Here is a 19,158-nt window from a genome sequence, read left to right as displayed (position 1 = left end):
ATCATCGGCCGGCCGGGGCCGGCCCGAAGGCCGCGCTATTGTGCGGATAATTATTGTAAAATCAATGTTTGAACATCACATGACGAATGGCGGTGTAATCCTCCAGCCCGTACATCGACATATCCTTGCCGTAGCCGGACAGTTTCTGGCCGCCGTGCGGCATTTCGCTCACCAGCATGAAGTGGGTGTTCACCCAGGTGCAGCCGTATTGCAGGCGGGCGCTTAAGCGATGCGCGCGGCCCACGTCGCGAGTCCACACGGAAGACGCCAGCCCGTAGTTGGATTCGTTCGCCCAGGCCAGCACCTGTTCTTCGTCGTCGAACGGCGTCACCGTCACTACCGGGCCGAACACCTCGCGCTGCACGATCTCATCCTCCTGGCGCGCGCCGGCCAGCAGCGTCGGCTGGAAGTAGTAACCCGGCCCCTTCACCTTCTCGCCGCCGGTCACCACCTGCACGTGTGGCAACGCTTTGGCTCGCTCGACAAAACCGGCGACCCGCTCCAGATGCTGGGCGGTAATCAATGGCCCCAGCTCGGTGCTCTCGTCGTCCGGCGCGCCGATCTTCAGGCTGGCCACCGCCTCGCCCAGCCGCTTCACCAGCTCGGGATAAATGCTTTTCTGCGCGTAGATGCGGCAGGCGGCGGTGCAATCCTGCCCGGCGTTGTAGAAACCGAAGCCGCGAATGCCGTCCACCACCTGCTGCAGATCGGCGTCGTCGAACACCAGCACCGGCGCCTTGCCGCCCAGTTCCATATGGGTGCGCTTAATGCCGGCGGCGGTGTGGGCGATGATGTGTTCGCCGGTGGCGATCGAGCCGGTCAGCGACACCATGCGCACCTTGTCATGCCCGGTCACCCGATCGCCGACGCTGGCGCCGCGGCCGAACAGCACGTTGAGCACGCCCGGCGGGAACAGCCCGGCGGCCAGTTCGGCCAGTTTAAAGGTGGTCAGCGGCGTCTGCTCCGACGGCTTGATCACCACGCAGTTGCCCGCCGCCAACGCCGGCGCCAGTTTCCAGGCCGCCATCATCAGCGGGTAGTTCCACGGCGCGATCGAAGCCACCACGCCGAGCGGATCGCGGCGGATCATCGAGGTATGCCCGGCCAGATACTCGCCGGCCGCCATGCCGGTCAGGCAGCGGCTGGCCCCGGCGAAGAAGCGAAACACGTCGGCCACCGCCGGCAGTTCGTCGTTCAACACGCAGTGATAAGGCTTGCCGCAGTTGAGCGACTCCAGCCTGGCGAAGGTCTCGGCATGCGCATCGATCAGATCCGCCAGCTTGAGCAGATGCTCGGCGCGCTCTTTCGGCGTGGTTTGCCCCCAGGCGGCGAACGCGGCGTCCGCCGCCAGCACCGCGCGATCGACCTGCTCCGGGCTGGCCTCCGCCACCTGCGCGATCACTTCGCCGGTCGCCGGGTTATACACCGGCTGGGTCGCGCCCTGGCCGTTCACCAGTTGGCCGTCAATCAACAGTTGGCTTTGCATAGGGTTATCCTTTTATCAGAGGTCAGGTAAGGAAATTATTTGCCGCTGCCGGCGACGCTTTCCCCACCTTTGGTCAGGTAGTAAGCGCCGAGGATCGGCAGCATGGTCAACAGCATTACCGACAGCGCCACCACGTTGGTGATCGGCACATCGCGCGGGCGACCGAGCTGGTTCAGCAGCCACAGCGGCAGCGTGCGCTCGTGGCCGGCGGTAAAGGTGGTCACGATGATTTCATCGAAAGACAGCGCGAACGCCAGCATGCCCCCGGCCAGCAGCGCCGAGCCGAGGTTCGGCAAGATCACGTAACGGAAGGTTTGCCAGCCGTCGGCGCCGAGATCCATCGACGCTTCGATCAGGCTGTACGAGGTGCGGCGGAACCGGGCGATGACGTTGTTGAACACGATCACCACGCAGAACGTCGCATGGCCGACGACGATAGTCAGGATGCCCGGCTCGATGTTCAGCGCCTTGAACGCCGCCAGCAGCGCCAGACCGGTGACGATCCCCGGCAGCGCGATCGGCAGCAGCAACAGCAGCGAAATGCTGTCCTTGCCGAAGAAATCGCGCCGATACAGCGCCGCCGCCGCCAGGGTGCCGAGCACCAGCGCGATGGCGGTCGCCAGGCAGGCGATCTGCGCCGACAGCAGCACCACATCGAGGATATCCTGCCGCCCGGCGGCAACGTTGAACCAGTGCAGCGTGAACCCCTTCGGCGGGAAGCTGAAAGCGGCATCCTCGGTGTTGAAGGCGTAGATGGCGATGATCGCCAACGGGAAATGCAGGAAGACAAGTCCGCCCCAGGCGGCCAGCTTCAGCCCTAAGGGCGCGCGTTCAGAGTGCATCGAAAGCCCCCAGACGTTTGACGATGGAAAGATAGATGGCGATCAGGACGATCGGCACCAGCGTAAAGGCCGCGGCCATCGGCATATTGCCGATCGCACCCTGCTGGGCGTACACCATGCTGCCGATGAAATAGCCCGGCGGCCCCACCAGCTGCGGCACGATAAAGTCGCCCAGCGTCAGCGAAAAGGTGAAGATCGACCCGGCGGCGATGCCCGGCACCGCCAGCGGCAAAATGACGTGGCGGAAGGTCTGCGCCGGCCGGGCGCCCAGATCCGCCGAGGCGTGCAACAGCGAGGGCGGCAGGCGCTCCAGCGCCGCCTGGATCGGCAGGATCATGAACGGTAGCCAGATATAGACGAACACCAGAAAACGCCCCAGCCCCGAGGTCGACAGCGTGTTGCCGCCGACGCCGGGCACCGTCAGCAGCGAAGCCAACAGCGGCTCCAGCCCCAGGTGCTGCAGGAACCACTGCGCCACGCCGTCTTTCGCCAGCAGCAGGGTCCAGGCGTAGGCTTTAACGATATAGCTGGCCCACATCGGCATCATCACCGCGATGTAAAAGAACGCCTTGACGCGGCCGCTGGTGTAGCGCGCCATGTAATAGGCGATCGGGAACGCCAGCACCGCGCTGGCCAGCGACACCAGCACCGCCATGGTCAGCGTGCGCAGGATGATGTCGTAGTTGGCCGGGTTGAACAGCGCCGCCAGGTTGGCGAAGGTCAGATCCGGCGTCACCGCCATGGTGAAATCGTCAAAGGTGTAAAACCCTTGCCACAGCAGCGTCAGCAGCGAACCGAGGTACACCGCGCCGAACCACAGCAGCGGCGGCACCAGCAGCAAAAGCAGATACAGCGTCGGCCGGCGATAGAGCCAGGTCGACAGCGCGCGCACGGTACCGCCGCGCGCCGAGGGGGAATCGATGCTCATGTCCATCTCACCTCTCCTCCAGCAGCGGCACCATCGCCGCGCGCGGCCAGCAGGCGACGATCGGCTGGCCGATCTGCCGCTGTTGCCCTTCGGCGAGCCACTGCGGATTGGCCTGGCTGACCAGCAGCTTTTCGCCGCCATGCAGCGCGATTTCATACCGCGTGGCCGCGCCCTGGTAATGGATTTCCTGCAGCGTGCCCTGCACCTGGATCTCGTCCTGCGCCGCGCCGCCCAGCTCCAGCAGGCGGATGTGTTCCGGCCGGATCGAGAAGGTTCGGCTTTCGCCGAGCAGGCGCTGCGCCAGCTCGCTGCGCACCACGTTGGAGGTGCCGACAAATTCGGCGACGAACGGCGTCTTAGGCCGCATGTAAAGCTCGCGCGGCGTATCCACCTGTTCGATGCGGCCGTTATTGAACACCGCCACCCGATCGGACATCGACAGCGCTTCGCTTTGATCGTGGGTGACAAAGATAAAGGTGATGCCCAGCTGGCGCTGCAGCTTCTTCAGCTCGCCCTGCATCTGCTCGCGCAGCTTGAGATCCAGCGCGCCGAGCGGTTCGTCCAGCAGTAGCACCCGCGGCCGATTGACCAGCGCGCGCGCCAACGCCACGCGCTGCCGCTGGCCGCCCGACAGGTGCGCCGGTTTGCGTTCGGCAGCGAAACCGAGCGCCACGCTCTCCAGCGCCTCTTGCGCCCGCGCCAGCCGCTCGCGTTTGGCGACGCCCTTCACCATCAGGCCGTAGGCGACGTTTTCCAGCACCGACATGTGCGGGAACAGCGCATAATCCTGAAACACCGTATTCACGTCGCGCTGGTACGGCGGCAGGTTGGCGGCTTCCTGGCCGTGGATGCGAATCGAGCCGGAAGTGAGCTGTTCAAAGCCGGCGATCAGGCGCAGGCAGGTGGTTTTGCCCGAGCCGGACGGCCCGAGCATGGAGAAGAATTCCCCGTCCTGAATGTCGATAGATACCCGATCCACGGCGCGAACATCGCCGAAAGTCCGCGAAACATCGATGAATTGCACGGCAATGGTCATTTTCTGTGCTCCATACTGATGTAGTTCGGGCGCAGCGGGCTGCGCCCCGCGGCTTAGCGGCCGCCCATGATGGCGATGTAATCCTGGGTCCAGCGGCTGTACGGCACGAACTTGCCGCCCTGCGCCTGCGGCGTTTTCCAGAAGGCGATTTTGTCGAACTGGTTGAAACCGTTGGTTTCGCAGCCCTTCTCACCCAGCAGTGCGCTGGCCTTGCAGCCCGCCGGCGAAGCCGGCACCGACCCGAACCAGGCCGCCACGTCGCCCTGCACCTTCGGCTCCAGCGACCAGTTCATCCACTGGTAGGCGCAGCTCGGGTGCTTGGCGTCGGCATGCAGCATGGTGGTGTCCGCCCAGCCGGTCACGCCCTCTTTCGGGAACACGGTGGCGATCGGCTGCCCCTCGCCCTTCAGGGCGTTGGCCTGATACGGCCAGGCGCTGGAGGCCACCACGCCTTCGTTTTTAAAGTCGCTCATCTGCACCGAGGTGTCGTGCCAGTAGCGGTGGATCAGCGCGTGCTGGCTGCGCAGCAGCTTCAGCGCCGCCTGATACTGCTCTTCGTTGAGCTGGTATGGATCGCTGATGCCGAGCTGCGGCTGGGTGGCCTTCAGGAACAGCGCCGCGTCGGCGATGTAGATCGGGCCGTCGTAAGCCTGCACCCGGCCCTGGTTGCTCTTGCCGTCCGGCAGGTTCTGCTGCTGGAAGATCACCGCCCAGCTGTCCGGCGGCGTCGGGAAGGTTTTGGTGTTGTACATCAGCAGGTTCGGCCCCCACTGGTACGGCGTGCCGTAGGTTTTGCCGTCCACGGTGTACCAGGCGCCGTTCAGCAGGCGCGGATCGATGTTCTTCCAGTTAGGGATCAGCGCGGTGTTGATCGGCTGCACCCGCTTGCCGAAGATCAGGCGCAGCGAGGCGTCGCCGGAGGCGGTCACCAGATCGTAGCCGCCCTTGGCCATCAGGCTGACCATTTCATCAGAGGTGGCGGCGGTCTTCACGTTCACCGCACAGCCGGTTTGCTTCTCAAACTGGGTGACCCAGTCGTAGTTTTTGTCGGACTGGCCGCGTTCGATGTAGCCGGGCCAGGCGATGATATCCAGCCGGCCTTCGCCTTTGCCCAGCGTCTGCGGCAGATCGGCCGCCTGGGCCAGGCCGCACAGCACGGTGAGACAGAGCGCGGAGACGGTGGTGGTGACTGCGGTAGTTTTTCCCATCGTAATTACCCCTGTGTTGCTTATCGATGTGCGGCAGGGAACGGCTGCCGCCTGATTTTTCTTGATATAACCGTTAGAAGCCGGCTTTGAACTTCGCCATTACGTGCCTGACAACGCTGTAATCCTGCAGCGAATCGCTGGACAGATCCTTGCCGTAGCCGGAGCGTTTCAGGCCGCCGTGCGGCATCTCGCTCGCCAAGGTGAAATGGGTGTTGATCCAGGTGCTGCCGTACTGCAGATGGGCGGCGATGTGCAGCGCCCGATCGATATTTTGCGTCCACACCGACGAAGCCAGCCCGTATTCCGAGTCGTTGGCCCACGCCACCGCCTGCTCCAGGTGTTCGAAGCGCGTGACGCTGACCACCGGGCCAAACACCTCGCGCTGCACGATTTCGTCACTTTGCAGGCAGCCCGCCAGCAGGGTCGGCTGGTAATAGAACCCCGGCCCGGAGTGGGCCGCGGCGCCGGTGATCAATTCGATATGCGGTTGGCTGAGCGCCCGCTCGACGAAGCTGGCGACGCGATCGCGCTGGCGGGCACTGATTAACGGGCCGATCTCATTGTCCTGATCGCGCTTGCGGGCGAAGCGCAGGCTGGCAACCGCCTCGCCCAGCGCGTCCACCAGCTTGGGATAGATGCCCGCCTGCGCGTAGATGCGGCAGGCGGCGGTGCAGTCCTGGCCGGCGTTGTAATAGCCGTAGGTGCGAATGCCGTTGACCACTTCGTCGAGATCGGCGTCGTCGCAGACGATCACCGGCGCCTTGCCCCCCAGTTCCAGGTGGGTGCGCTTGACGCTTTTGGCCGCCGCCTGCAGAATTTTTTGCCCGGTGACGATATCGCCGGTGACCGATACCAGCCGCACCTGCGGGTGCCCCACCAGCTGGCTGCCGACCCCTTCCCCGCCGCCGTAGACGATATTCAGCACGCCCGGCGGCAGGATCTCCTGCAGCGCCGGCACCAGCGCCAGAATGGTCAGCGGCGTATGTTCGGAGGGTTTGAACACCACGGTATTGCCCGCCGCCAGCGCCGGCGCGATCTTCCACGCCGCCATCATCAGCGGATAGTTCCAGGGGGCGATCGAGGCCACCACGCCGATCGGATCGCGGCGGATCATCGAGGTGTGGCCCGGCACATACTCGCCGGCCAGCTGCCCTTGCTGCGTGCGCACCGCGCCGGCGAAGAAGCGGAACACGTCGACCGCCGCCGGCAGATCGTCATTGAGCGCCTGATGCAGCGGTTTGCCGCAGTTGAGGGCTTCCAGCTGCGCCAGCTGCGGCGCCTGCCGCTCAATGGCGTCGGCGATGCGCAGCAACAGGGCGGCGCGCTGGGCCGGCGTGGTGCGCGACCAGTGACCAAACGCCTGCTGCGCGGCTTTCACCGCGCTGCCGACCTGCGCCGAAGAGGCTTCGGTCAGGACGATCAGCGTCTCGCCGTTGGCCGGATTGACGATGCACTCCTGCTGGCCTTCGCCGTCGACCATCTGACCGTTAATGAACTGCTGACAGGACAAACCTGAGAGAACCTGCACATCTGCCATCGCCTGACGCCCCTAAGTGACAAAAACGTTAACCAAATGTGAATAAGTTAGTTTTAATCAGCCTAAGCGAGCCTCTGGCGGGCAACAAATTCTAAATACTGAACGCCGCGTTCGATTAAATCGAATGCTTAAGCCCGGCGGCGTGTTTGCTGCCGTTCTCGCGCGCGATGGTAAGGAACGGCGTCACCAGCTCCGGCCGCGCGCTGCCGCGCCGCCACGCCAACCCGATGTCCAGCGGCTCCAGCAGATCGTCCAGCTTGCGCGCCTCGATCATGTTGCCCTCGAGCGACCAGGCGCGGTACGCCATGTCCGGCTGGATGGAGACCCCCATCCCCGCCGCCACCAGGCTGCGCACCGCCTCGGTCGAGGCGGTCTTCATGGCGATCTCCGGTTTCAGCCCGGCGCGCGCCCAGATGCGCCGCGCGTGCACGTCCATTTCATCGGCGTTGAGCTGGATCAGCGGCTGTTTGGCCACGTCCGCCAGGCTGATACTCTCGTGCTCCAGCAGCGGGTGCAGCGGCGGCAACCACAGGCGATACGGCGAGTGCATCAGCACCTCGGTCTGCAGCGCGTCGCGGTCTTCGATGTTCGACAGGATCAGCACGCCGATGTCGATCTCGCCGCTGACCAGCAGATGCTCGATATACGGGCGCTCGTCTTCAACCACCTGCACGGTGACGTTGGGATAGGCCGATTTAAAGCGCGTGAGCAGCTCCACCAGGAAGTAGCCGGCCACCAGGCTGGTGACGCCGACGGTCAGCTTGCCGGTCAGGCTTTCGGTGCCGATCTGCAGGCTGCGCTTGGCGTTGTCCACCGTCGCCAGGATCAGATACGACTGGCGCAGAAACTGGTGCCCCTGATGGGTCAGCGTCATGCCCTTGGCGTGGCGATCGAACAGCCGCACGCCGATCTCGGTTTCCAACTGCTGGATCGCCAGCGTCAGCGAAGACTGGGAGACAAACACCGCCTGGGCGCCGGCGGAGATCGACCCGGTTTCCGCCACGGCGATGAAGTGGCGGATTTGGCGTAACGTCATCATCCCCATCGCCTTTCAAGCCGCTGCGTTGTTGTCTGCGTTCTATTACGTGGCCCATCCGTGGGCCACGCCCTAACGGGCCGCTGCAAGCAGCGTTCAAATCTGCTCCCGGCAGATTTGTCCCCCCAGTCACTTACTTGAGTAAGCTCCTGGGGATGCACGCCCTTGCCGCCTAGCCGCAACTTGAAATTCATTGGGGATCACCTCAATCAAGATTGTTAGATTGATTGTAGATCCCGCGAAAAAAGCGATCGGGAAAAGTGTCAAAAACGCGATAGCGTTCGCTTTTTTAGAATGCTAATGATGAAAACAACCAGAATTGTGGAGAGATCGGGAGATGTTCACTGAGGTGTGGGGCGTAGCGAGCGCCGGCCAGATTAGGCACGGCCAGCGCGCAGGACCCGGAGCGTACACGCAGTACGTGAGGAGACCGAGCACTGCCCAGGCTCAAGCTGGCGGTGCTCGGTAGACGATCACATTAAATCGCTTCTTCGTCCTGCTCGCCGGTACGAATGCGCACCACGCGCGCCACGTCGAAGACGAAGATTTTGCCGTCGCCGATCTTGCCGGTCTGCGCGGTCTGCATGATGGTTTCCACGCAGGTGTCGACGATGTCGTCGGCAACCACGATCTCGATCTTCACCTTGGGCAGAAAGTCGACCATGTACTCGGCGCCGCGGTACAGCTCGGTGTGGCCCTTCTGGCGGCCGAAGCCTTTCACTTCGGTGACCGTCATGCCGGTGATGCCCACTTCGGCCAGCGCTTCGCGGACGTCATCCAGTTTGAACGGCTTGATAATCGCGTCGATCTTTTTCATCTTCTTTCCTTTTACCAATTTTTGCGGCCAAAACCGGATGTGATGGGGTAGCGGCGGTCTTTGCCGAAGTTACGGGCGGTGATACGCGGCCCGACGGCGGCCTGACGCCGCTTGTATTCGTTGATATCCACCAGGCGGATCACCTTGCGCACGATCGCTTCGTCGAACCCTTCGGCCACCAGATCGGCAACCGATTTGTCGCGCTCAACGTAGCCTTCCAGGATCGCGTCCAGGATATCGTATGGCGGCAGGCTGTCCTGATCGACCTGATCCGGCGCCAGCTCGGCGGACGGCGGACGATCGATCACCCGCTGCGGGATCACGTAGGAGACGGTGTTACGGTATTCGGACAGCTTGAACACCAGCGTTTTCGGCACGTCCTTCAGCACGTCGAAACCGCCGGCCATATCGCCGTACAGCGTGGCGTATCCCACCGCCATTTCGCTCTTGTTGCCGGTGGTCAGCACGATGCTGCGGCGTTTGTTGGACAGCGCCATCAGCACCACCCCGCGGCAACGCGCCTGCAGGTTTTCTTCGGTGGTGTCGCGCTCGGTGCCAGCGAACATCGGCGACAGCTGGCCCATAAAGGCGTCGAACATCGGTTCGATGGAGACGATATCGAACTCCACGCCGAGGATTTCCGCCTCTTCCCTGGCGTCGGCGATGCTGATGTCCGCGGTATAGCGGAACGGCATCATCAGCGCCTGCACCTTGTCTTTGCCCAGCGCATCTACGGCGATCGCCAGCGTCAGCGCCGAGTCGATGCCGCCGGACAGCCCCAGCACCGCGCCTTTAAAGCCGTTTTTGGTCACGTAGTCGCGCACCGCCAACACCAGCGCCTGGTACACCTGCGCCAGCTGCGGCAGCTCGGCGGCCGGATCGGCCATCGGCACCACGGCCAGCTCGTTGAATTCCAGGCGGGTCACTTGCTCGTCGAAGGCCGCCAGACGGTGGGTCATGGTGCCGGCGGCGTCGAAGACCTTGGAACAGCCGTCGAAGATCAGCTCATCCTGGCCGCCGACCTGATTGAGGTACACCAGCGGCAGCTGGGTGCGCTGGCAGTGGCCGGCCATCAGGGTTTTGCGGATATACGGCTTTTCGCGGTTATACGGCGAGGCGTTGATCGACAGGATAATTTCCGCGCCGGCCGCCTTGGCGGCGTCGATCGGCTCAGGGAACCACAGATCTTCGCAAATCAGCAGCCCCAGACGGTAGCCTTTCAGTTCCACCACGCAGGTGTCGTTGCCAGCGTGGAAATAGCGCTTCTCATCGAACACGCCGTAGTTCGGCAGCTGCTGTTTAAAGTAGCGGGTCAGCAGGCGGCCTTCGGCGAACAGCGACAGCGCGTTATACAGCTTGTCGCCTTCGCGCCACGGGTGGCCGACCAGGATCGCGGTCTCGGCCGAGGCCTGCTGCAGGCGCAGCAGCTGCGCGTCGCAGCGCTGATAGAAGTCATTGCGATACAGCAGATCTTCCGGCGGGTAGCCGGACAGCGCCAGTTCGCTGAACATGACCAGATCGGCTCCCGCCTTCTGCTGCTCCTGCACGATTTGCAACATGCGTTCGGTGTTGCCTTCAATGTCGCCGACCAGCAGGTTCAGCTGGGCCAAGGCGATGGAAAGTGATCTGCTCATTTGTGTACGATCCCGCTTAATACGTTCCATGGTGCTCTACGCCGGGCGCGCCGCGGCAAAGAGAACGGAGTGTAAATCATTCCGCCGGATTTGTTGAGAACCTGCGTGGCAGGCACCGGCGGCAAACTGTCATTCTTTAAAATCGTTGGCGTCCAGCTCGTGGCGCGACAGCAATTTGTAAAACTCGGTGCGGTTGCGGCCCGCCATGCGCGCGGCCTGGGTCACGTTGCCCTTGGTGATCTGCAACAGCTTGCGCAGGTAGTGCAATTCGAACTGGTTGCGCGCTTCGGCGAAGGTCGGCAGCGCGGTGTTTTCCCCTTCCAGCGCCTGCTCCACCAGCGCTTCGCCGATCACCGGCGCCGAGGTCAGCGCCACGCACTGCTCGATGACGTTGACCAGCTGGCGCACGTTGCCCGGCCAGCTGGCGGTCATCAGCCGCTTCATGGCGTCGGTCGAGAAGCTGCGCACGAACGGCTTGTGCCGCTGGGCCGCTTCGCGCAACAGGTGGTTGGCCAACAGCGGGATATCTTCGGCGCGTTCGTTAAGCGCCGGGATCTTCAGGTTCACCACGTTGAGGCGATAGTAGAGATCTTCGCGGAACTCGTTCTTCGCCATCGCCTTTTGCAGATCGCGGTGGGTGGCGGAGATGATGCGCACGTCAATGTCCAGATCGCGGTTGCTGCCCAGCGGCCGCACCTTGCGCTCCTGCAGCACGCGCAGCAACTTCACCTGCAGCGACAGCGGCATATCGCCGATCTCGTCGAGGAACAGCGTGCCGCCCGCCGCCGCCTGGAACAGCCCTTCGCGGCTGCTGACCGCGCCGGTAAAGGCGCCCTTGGCGTGGCCGAACAGTTCGGACTCCAGCAGCTGCTCCGGCAGCGCGCCGCAGTTGATGGCGATGAACGCCTTGCCGGCGCGCGGGCTGGCGGCGTGGATCGCCTGCGCCACCACCTCTTTGCCGGTGCCGCTCTGGCCGTTGATCAAGACGCTGACGTCGGACTGCGCCACCATTTTCACCTGCTCCAGCAGGCGCAGCATCAGCGGGCTGCGGGTGACGATATCTTCGCGCCAGGCGTCGTCGCCGGCCGGGGTGGCCGACAGCGCGAGCGCTTCGTCGATCGCCTTGTACAGCGCATCGCGATCCACCGGTTTGGTCAGGAAGCTGAACACCCCCTGCTGGGTGGCGGCCACCGCATCGGGAATCGAACCGTGCGCGGTGAGAATGATCACCGGCATGCCCGGCTGATGCTTTTGGATCTCGGCGAACAGCGCCATGCCGTCCATCTCGTCCATACGCAGATCGCTGATCACCAGATCGATCTGTTCGCGCGCCAGCAGGCGCAGCGCTTCCTGGCCGCTTTCGGCGGTGGTGACGTGAAAACCTTCGCTAGTCAGACGCATGCCCAGCAGCTTCAGCAGGCTGGGATCGTCGTCAACCAAGAGCAGGTTGGCCGGTTTGCGTGCGGTCATTGCGCGTGAGACTCCTTATTGGCAGGGGGCGGCGTATAGGTGTCTTCCGGTTCAACCGGCAGCGCGGTGCCCTTTTCCGGTTCGTCCTGCGGCTCCGCCCCTTTGGCGGCCGCGCCGTTTTTACCGGCGGCTTCGCCCTTTTGCGAGCCTGTGCTGTTTTCCGGGATTTCCCCTTGCAGCTGCTTGCGCGAAGAGAGCTGGCGCTCGATGTCGGTCAGGTTTTCCAGCTTGCGCGAGGTGTCCTGCAGCTGCGATTGCAAACGCGCCTGGCTCTGGCGCAGCGAATCTATCTGGCTGTCGCTGCTCTCCTGCAGATGCTGATAGCGCGCTTTTTCATCGAACAGCGTGATCTGCAGCATCTGCTGCTGGCGCCACAGCTGCGTCAGCGGCCGCAACGAGCCGGGGAACTCCATTCGGTAGCTGTTGATCCTGTCGATCATCTGGCGGCGCTCGCCGGAAGTCGGCTGCGCGCTGCCCAGCAGGATGCTCTGTTTGAAAACGCCGGACCAGCTGTCGCCAGGCACCGTTTTCGCCAGCGCGCGCGCCTGGGTCGACCCGATGCGATCGGCGCAGTCCATCGCGCGCAGCCAGTAGAGCGCGTTATCCAGCGCGTCCTTGTCGTCCAACTGCCACAGGGTATCGCAAGCCGCGGTGCGGTAATCGATCACCTTGGTATCCGGGATCGCCTCTTGCTGCTGAGCGTTCAGGCCGCCGCTGACGGCGCGATCGACGCAGCCCGCCAGCAACAGCGGCATAAAGAAGACGGCGCCCAACCAGCCGATCGGGCGTTTGCCGAGCGGCGTCCTGTGCGTGGCACGCGGTGAACCTTCGGTCTGTGAAAGACGAAGGCGCTTAGACCATGTGTACATTATTTATTCATTCTCGGCGGTTAACGGCAATTCAATGCGGAAGCAGACGTCTGCACCGGCGACCGTCGCCAGTTGCAGCTCACCGCGCATGCGACGGATACAGTCCTGAGCGATGCTCAACCCCAGTCCGCTTCCTTTTACCGCCCCTTTTCGCTGGTGACTACCCTGGAAAAAAGGCTCGAAAATCATGGCTCTTTCAGCCTCGGGGATCGGCGTGCCGGTATTGGCGACGTCGATTTGCACCCGTTGTCCAACCTGACGGCTGCGGATCCAAATGTTACCGGATTCCTTGCCGTAGTGCACCGCATTGGAATAGAGATTATCCAGCACGCGCATTAATAGCGTAGGCTCTGCCCAGCAGATTTCCGCCTCCAGCGCAATTTCGGTGGAAATCATCTTCGCCCGCGCCGGCAAACTGTGCGCGGCGACCACCAAATCGACCATTTCGCGCAGCTCGACGTTCTCATGTGCCGCCGGGCCATCGGCCAGTTTGCGGTTGTAATCCAGCAGCTGTTCAATCAGCTGCTGCAGATGGCGGCTGCTGTTGTCGAGGATCGTCACCACCTCTTTCTGATCGGAAGTCAGCGGCCCCGCCACCTCGTCGGCCAGCAGCTCGGTGCCTTCGCGCATGCTGGCCAGCGGCGTTTTCAGCTCGTGCGAAATATGGCGCAAGAACTCGTGGCGCTGCGATTCCAGCCACGCCAGCCGCTCGCTCAGCCAGATAATGCGCTGCGCCAGGGAACGCAGCTCGCGCGGCCCTTTGAACGACGCGGTGCTGCCCAGCGCGCGCCCTTCCCCCAGACGGTTGATCATCCGCTCCACGGCCTTGACCGGCCCGATGATCATGCGGGTGAACAGCACCACCAGCAGCACGCTGACCAGGAACAGCAGCAGCGCCTGCCAGCCGAAGAACTGGCCGCGCTCGGCGATGGCCTGCTGCAGCTGCTGGCCGCGCGAGAACACCACCGCGCGCGTGGCCTGCACCATTTCGGCGTTGGAGCGCGAGAACGACTCGAGCAAGGCGGAAGCCTCTTGATCCGGCCCGCTGTTATGGCATTTGATCGCCGCCAGCTGGGTCAGCAGCTGGCGCAACGTTTGATAATAGCGCTCGTCCGGCAGAATCGGCGCATGGGCGTCCAGCATCTGCGAATACTGCTTGCGCTGGTTCTGATACAGCTTTTGCAGCGTGGGATCGACCAGCACGCAGTACTGACGATAGCTGCGCTCCATCTCCAGTGCCACGCTGGTCATCGCCTCGCTGCGCCGCGCGTCCACCAGCGTGGTGCGGTTGATGTCCGCCGCCTGCGCGCTGAGGTGATCCAGGCTCTGGTAGGCCTGATAGGCCAGCACCAGCAGCGGCAGCAGCACCAACAGGAAGGCCAGCAGCACCAATTGCCGCAGCGAACGGGGGAATAAACGCCATCTTTTCAACGAAATCATCTCATTCTCTCAGCTCTGTCACGATGCTAACTGACTCGCCGGAAAGAGAAAAGCCCGGCAAGGGAGAATCCTGAACGCGCAAGGAAAAAGCCGCGGGATCGGTGAACCGCGCCCATAGGCCTGGCCTGCCGACGGCATGCGACCCCGGCAACATCAACCGGTGCGAAAACGAGAGTGTGGGGATAGCGTCTGCGTTCGAGGGCATAGGCAACGCAACAGGGATAAGCGCAGCGTTGAGAATTGACATCGGGGCAAGAAACTTGCCCCAACGCAAGGAAAGTGTGGATGCCCTTAAACCTCGTCCCCAGGGTGATGTAGCGCAGCGGCTGGCATCGAACAGGACGAATAGCATCCGTAAGTATCCAGGATTGATGAACCCTTCATCACAGTTGGATACAGGCGGTGCCTCACTCCACGTGTCGCCCGATGCTTGATAAAGCCGCTTGCACGGTCTGTTATCGGTTTGGTTGGACGATAGGCACCATTTCTTTGGCATCATTCGGAGGCTTATGAGGCGATTTGCCGTCTAATTACGGCGCCGTCATAAAAAGGTGAATGAGCAGCCGCCGAGAATAATGCACGTTACGTGCCAATTTTGCAATAAAAATAATAACCAAATGATTTTATTAAAAAATAAGATTATATCAGCAAATTTCTTTGTGCATCACGCCCCGATGAGCGATGAAAAAAACGCCGCGCTGTCGCCAAATGCAGACAACTAAAGCCAAACCCATTTACCATTAATAAAATCAAATGGTTAAATGTCTCCATTTAGCGACAGGAAAAATAGCGTCTGTCGCAAAATGCAGACACTGCCGCCAGACGGCGAACGCCGGCCATAAAAAAGGGCGCAATTGCTTGCACCCTCTGTACGGCGGTGGCCGTTTTTAGCCCAGCTGCTTACGGGCGTTGCGGAACATGCGCATCCACGGGCTGTCCTCGCCCCACTCTTCCGGGTGCCAGGAGTTGCTGACGGTGCGGAACACGCGTTCCGGGTGCGGCATCATCACCGTGGCGCGCCCGTTGGCGCTGCTCACGGCGGTAATGCCGTTCGGCGAACCGTTCGGGTTGGCCGGGTAAGTTTCCGTCACCTGACCGGCGTTGTTGACGAAACGCAGCGCCACCAGGCCGTGGCTTTCCAGCGCGGCCAGATGCGCCGCATCGCGCACTTCAACATGCCCCTCGCCGTGGGAAACGGCGATCGGCATGCGCGAACCGGTCATGCCCTGCAGGAACAGCGACGGGCTGGCCGCCACTTCCACCAAGCTGAAACGCGCCTCGAAGCGATCCGACAGGTTGCGCACAAAGCGCGGCCAGTGTTCGGCGCCCGGGATCAGCTCGCGCAGGTTGGACATCATCTGACAGCCATTGCACACGCCCAGCGCCAGCGTCTGCGGACGGTGGAAGAACGCTTCGAACTCGTCGCGCACCCGCTCGTTGAACAGGATAGACTTCGCCCAGCCTTCGCCGGCGCCCAGTACGTCGCCGTAAGAGAAGCCACCGCAGGCCACCAGCGTGTGGAAGTCCTGCAGATCGCGGCGCCCCGCCAGCAGATCGCTCATGTGCACGTCCACCGCGTCAAAGCCGGCGCGGTGGAACGCCGCCGCCATTTCAACGTGGGAGTTCACCCCCTGCTCACGCAGCACCGCCACTTTCGGGCGAGTGCCCTTGGCGATGTACGGCGCGGCGATGTCTTCCTGCGGTGCGAAGGTCAGCTTCACATTCAGGCCGGGATCTTGTTCATCCTGCTTGGCCTGATGTTCCTGATCGGCGCACGCCGGGTTGTCGCGCAGGCGCTGCATCTGCCAGGTGGTTTCCGCCCACCAGGTGCGCAGTGTATTGCGGCTTTCGCTGTACAGCGCCTGGCCGTGTTGGGTGATGACGAAACGATCGCCGGCCTGCACGCTGCCGATGTGATGCACATTGTCGGTCAGACCGTGCTGAGCGAACGCCTGCTTCACGTCATCGAGACGTTCGGCGCTCACCTGGATCACCGCGCCCAGCTCTTCGTTGAACAGCACCGCCAGCGCATCATCGCCGAGGCCGTCAAGGTTGACGTCCACGCCGCAGTGACCGGCGAAGGCCATCTCCGCCAGCGTCACCAGCAGGCCGCCGTCGGCGCGGTCGTGGTAAGCCAACAGCGCTTGATCGGCCACCAGCTGCTGCATGGCGTTGAAGAAGCCCGCCAGCTGCGCAACGTTGCGCACGTCGGCTGGTTTGTCACCCAGTTGGCGATAAACCTGCGCCAGCGCGGTGGCACCCAGCGCGTTATGGCCGTTGCCCAGATCGATCAACAGCAGCGCGCTGTCGCCCTTATCGGTGCGCAGCTGCGGCGTCACGGTGTGGCGCACGTCCTCCACGCGGGCGAAGGCGGTGATGACCAGCGACAGCGGCGAGGTCATTTCACGCTGTTCGTTGCCTTCCTGCCAGCGGGTCTTCATCGACATGGAGTCTTTACCCACCGGGATAGTGATGCCCAGCGCCGGGCACAGTTCTTCGCCCACCGCTTTTACCGCTTCGTACAGGCCGGCGTCTTCGCCCGGGTGGCCGGCGGCGGCCATCCAGTTGGCGGACAGCTTCACGCGCTTCAGGCTACCGATCTCTGTGGCGGCCAGGTTGGTCAGCGCTTCCCCGACCGCCAGGCGGCCGGAGGCGGCGAAGTCCAGCAGCGCCACCGGCGCGCGTTCACCGAGCGACATCGCTTCACCGTAATAGCTGTCCAGGCTGGCGGTGGTGACCGCGCAGTCGGCCACCGGGATCTGCCACGGGCCGACCATTTGGTCGCGCGCCACCATGCCGGTAACGGTGCGGTCGCCGATGGTGATCAGGAAGGTTTTCTCCGCCACGGCCGGCAGATGCAGCACGCGTTTCACCGCGTCGGCCAGCGTGATGTTCTCGCGCTGCACCGCCTCGCCGCTCGCCTGCAGGCGGGTGACGTCGCGGGTCATTTTCGGCGTCTTGCCGAGCAGTACGTCCAGCGGCATGTCGATCGGCTGGTTGTCGAAGTGGCGGTCATTGAGCGTCAGGTGCTGTTCTTCGGTCGCTTCGCCGATCACCGCGTAAGGCGCGCGCTCGCGGCGGCAGATCTCGTCGAACTGCGCCATCTGCGCCGGGGCGATCGCCATCACGTAACGTTCCTGCGATTCGTTGCACCACACTTCCAGCGGGCTCATGCCCGGCTCGTCGTTGAGGATATCGCGCAGCTCGAAGCGGCCGCCGCGGCCGCCATCGCTCACCAGCTCCGGCATGGCGTTGGACAGACCGCCGGCGCCGACGTCATGGATAAACAGGATCGGGTTCTGATCGCCCAGCTGCCAGCAGCGGTCGATCACTTCCTGACAGCGGCGCTCCATTTCCGGGTTGTCGCGCTGCACCGAAGCGAAGTCCAGATCGGCGTCGGACTGGCCGGACGCCATCGACGAGGCCGCGCCGCCGCCCAGGCCGATATTCATCGCCGGGCCGCCCAGCACCACCAGCTTGGCGCCGACGGTGATTTCCCCTTTCTGCACGTGATCGGCACGGATGTTGCCGATGCCGCCCGCCAGCATGATCGGTTTGTGGTAGCCGCGCAGCTCAACGCCGTTGTGGCTGTTGACGCGCTCTTCATAGGTACGGAAGTAGCCCAGCAGCGCCGGACGACCGAATTCGTTGTTGAACGCCGCGCCGCCCAGCGGGCCTTCGGTCATGATATCCAGCGCGGTGACGATGCGTTCCGGCTTGCCGAAATCCTGTTCCCACGGCTGTTCAAAGCCGGGAATACGCAGGTTGGACACCGAGAAGCCCACCAGGCCGGCCTTCGGCTTGGCGCCGCGGCCGGTAGCCCCCTCGTCGCGGATCTCGCCGCCGGAGCCGGTCGCGGCGCCCGGCCACGGCGAGATCGCCGTCGGGTGGTTGTGGGTTTCCACCTTCATCAGAATGTGCGCGTCTTCCTGATGGTAATCGTAGGTGCCGGTCTCCGGCGCGGCGAAGAAGCGGCCGACCTGCGAGCCTTCCATCACGGCGGCGTTGTCTTTATACGCCGACAGCACATAGTCCGGCGTCTGCTCATAGGTGTTCTTGATCATTTTGAACAGCGATTTAGGCTGCTGTTCGCCGTCGATGATCCAGTCGGCGTTGAAAATCTTGTGGCGGCAGTGCTCGGAGTTGGCCTGCGCGAACATATAAAGTTCGATATCCGTCGGGTTGCGCCCCAAACCGGTAAAGGCATTCAGCAGGTAGTCGATCTCGTCCTGCGCCAGCGCCAGGCCGAGCCGGACGTTGGCCTGCTCCAGCGCGGCGCGCCCTGCGCCCAACACGTCGACCGACTGATACGGCGCCGGCTGATGGTGCGCGAACAGCTGTTCGGCCTGTTGCAGTTCGCTGAAGACGGTTTCCATCATGCGATCGTGCAGCAGCGCGGCGAGCTGCCGCCACTGGGTTTCCGTCAGCTCGGGCGCCTTGACGTAGAACGCCAGGCCGCGCTCCAGGCGCACGACCTGCTGCAGACCGCAGTTGTGGGCGATGTCGGTGGCTTTGGAAGACCAGGGAGAAATGGTGCCCGGACGCGGCGTAACCAGCAGCAACCGGCCTTCGGGGGCGTGTTCGGCGAGAGAAGGACCGTACTTGAGCAGCCGCTGAAGCTTGGCGTGTTCTTCGGCACTGAGCGGTGCGCTAACATCGGCAAAGTGGACGTACTCGGCGTAGATATCACTGACGGGCAGGTGAGCGTCCTGGCAGCGGGACAGCAGTTTGGTAATGCGAAAAGCCGATAAAGCGGGCGAACCACGCAGAATTTCCATAATCAAAGTTCTCTCGTCTTCGAAGCGACGGATAAGACGCTTCATTGGGCGCAACAGGGGAAAACGCGCGTCATTAT

13 protein-coding genes are annotated in these 19,158 nt (G+C 63.1%); all 13 read right to left on the bottom strand.

Annotation, left to right across the window (positions count from 1 at the left end):
* Nucleotides 1–61: 61 nt before the first annotated feature.
* Entirely contained in the window at nucleotides 62–1,486 is a 1,425-nt protein-coding gene (patD, locus tag ACJ8MK_RS14985; protein WP_103830222.1) for an aminobutyraldehyde dehydrogenase, read from the bottom strand.
* Between the two features lie 35 nt (nucleotides 1,487–1,521).
* The gene (locus ACJ8MK_RS14980) at nucleotides 1,522–2,328 is read right to left on the bottom strand and encodes an ABC transporter permease (protein WP_442517857.1); all 807 of its coding nucleotides are present in this window, start codon (nucleotides 2,326–2,328) and stop codon (nucleotides 1,522–1,524) included.
* Entirely contained in the window at nucleotides 2,318–3,262 is a 945-nt protein-coding gene (locus ACJ8MK_RS14975) for an ABC transporter permease (RefSeq protein WP_025303927.1), read from the bottom strand. The genes ACJ8MK_RS14980 and ACJ8MK_RS14975 overlap by 11 nt, the downstream gene beginning before the upstream one ends.
* A gap of 1 nt (nucleotide 3,263) precedes the next feature.
* Entirely contained in the window at nucleotides 3,264–4,292 is a 1,029-nt protein-coding gene (locus tag ACJ8MK_RS14970; RefSeq protein WP_442517856.1) for an ABC transporter ATP-binding protein, read from the bottom strand.
* A gap of 53 nt (nucleotides 4,293–4,345) precedes the next feature.
* Nucleotides 4,346–5,500, bottom strand: coding sequence for a putative ABC transporter substrate-binding protein YdcS (gene ydcS / locus ACJ8MK_RS14965; RefSeq protein ID WP_033648931.1), 1,155 nt, complete (start codon nucleotides 5,498–5,500; stop codon nucleotides 4,346–4,348).
* Between the two features lie 73 nt (nucleotides 5,501–5,573).
* Nucleotides 5,574–7,037 carry a gamma-aminobutyraldehyde dehydrogenase gene (locus tag ACJ8MK_RS14960; protein ID WP_041036359.1) on the bottom strand — a complete coding sequence of 488 codons (1,464 nt, stop codon included), beginning with the start codon at nucleotides 7,035–7,037 and terminating at the stop codon, nucleotides 5,574–5,576.
* 115 nt (nucleotides 7,038–7,152) lie between these two features.
* Nucleotides 7,153–8,076, bottom strand: coding sequence for a LysR substrate-binding domain-containing protein (locus ACJ8MK_RS14955; protein ID WP_004941365.1), 924 nt, complete (start codon nucleotides 8,074–8,076; stop codon nucleotides 7,153–7,155).
* 475 nt (nucleotides 8,077–8,551) lie between these two features.
* Nucleotides 8,552–8,890: a nitrogen regulatory protein P-II gene (glnB, locus tag ACJ8MK_RS14950; protein WP_004847623.1), complete on the bottom strand. Its 339-nt coding sequence runs from the start codon at nucleotides 8,888–8,890 to the stop codon at nucleotides 8,552–8,554.
* Between the two features lie 11 nt (nucleotides 8,891–8,901).
* Nucleotides 8,902–10,524 (bottom strand): NAD+ synthase, encoded by a 1,623-nt coding sequence (locus ACJ8MK_RS14945; protein ID WP_060430484.1) that lies wholly within the window; start codon nucleotides 10,522–10,524, stop codon nucleotides 8,902–8,904.
* A gap of 129 nt (nucleotides 10,525–10,653) precedes the next feature.
* Complete coding sequence (gene glrR, locus ACJ8MK_RS14940) at nucleotides 10,654–11,994, bottom strand: two-component system response regulator GlrR (RefSeq protein WP_033635613.1); 1,341 nt, start codon at nucleotides 11,992–11,994, stop codon at nucleotides 10,654–10,656.
* Nucleotides 11,991–12,863, bottom strand: a complete 873-nt coding sequence (gene qseG, locus ACJ8MK_RS14935; RefSeq protein WP_074027042.1) for a two-component system QseEF-associated lipoprotein QseG — start codon at nucleotides 12,861–12,863, stop codon at nucleotides 11,991–11,993. The genes glrR and qseG overlap by 4 nt, the downstream gene beginning before the upstream one ends.
* Nucleotides 12,864–12,866: 3 nt before the next feature.
* Entirely contained in the window at nucleotides 12,867–14,303 is a 1,437-nt protein-coding gene (locus ACJ8MK_RS14930; RefSeq protein ID WP_033635614.1) for a sensor histidine kinase, read from the bottom strand.
* Nucleotides 14,304–15,190: 887 nt separating this feature from the next.
* Complete coding sequence (gene purL / locus ACJ8MK_RS14925) at nucleotides 15,191–19,084, bottom strand: phosphoribosylformylglycinamidine synthase (protein ID WP_442517880.1); 3,894 nt, start codon at nucleotides 19,082–19,084, stop codon at nucleotides 15,191–15,193.
* Nucleotides 19,085–19,158: the final 74 nt, after the last annotated feature.

The sequence above is a fragment of the Serratia sp. CY38905 genome (assembly GCF_052168875.1).
GTDB classification, from domain to species: Bacteria; Pseudomonadota; Gammaproteobacteria; order Enterobacterales; family Enterobacteriaceae; genus Serratia; species Serratia sarumanii.
This window is presented reverse-complemented; position numbering and strand designations above follow the sequence as displayed.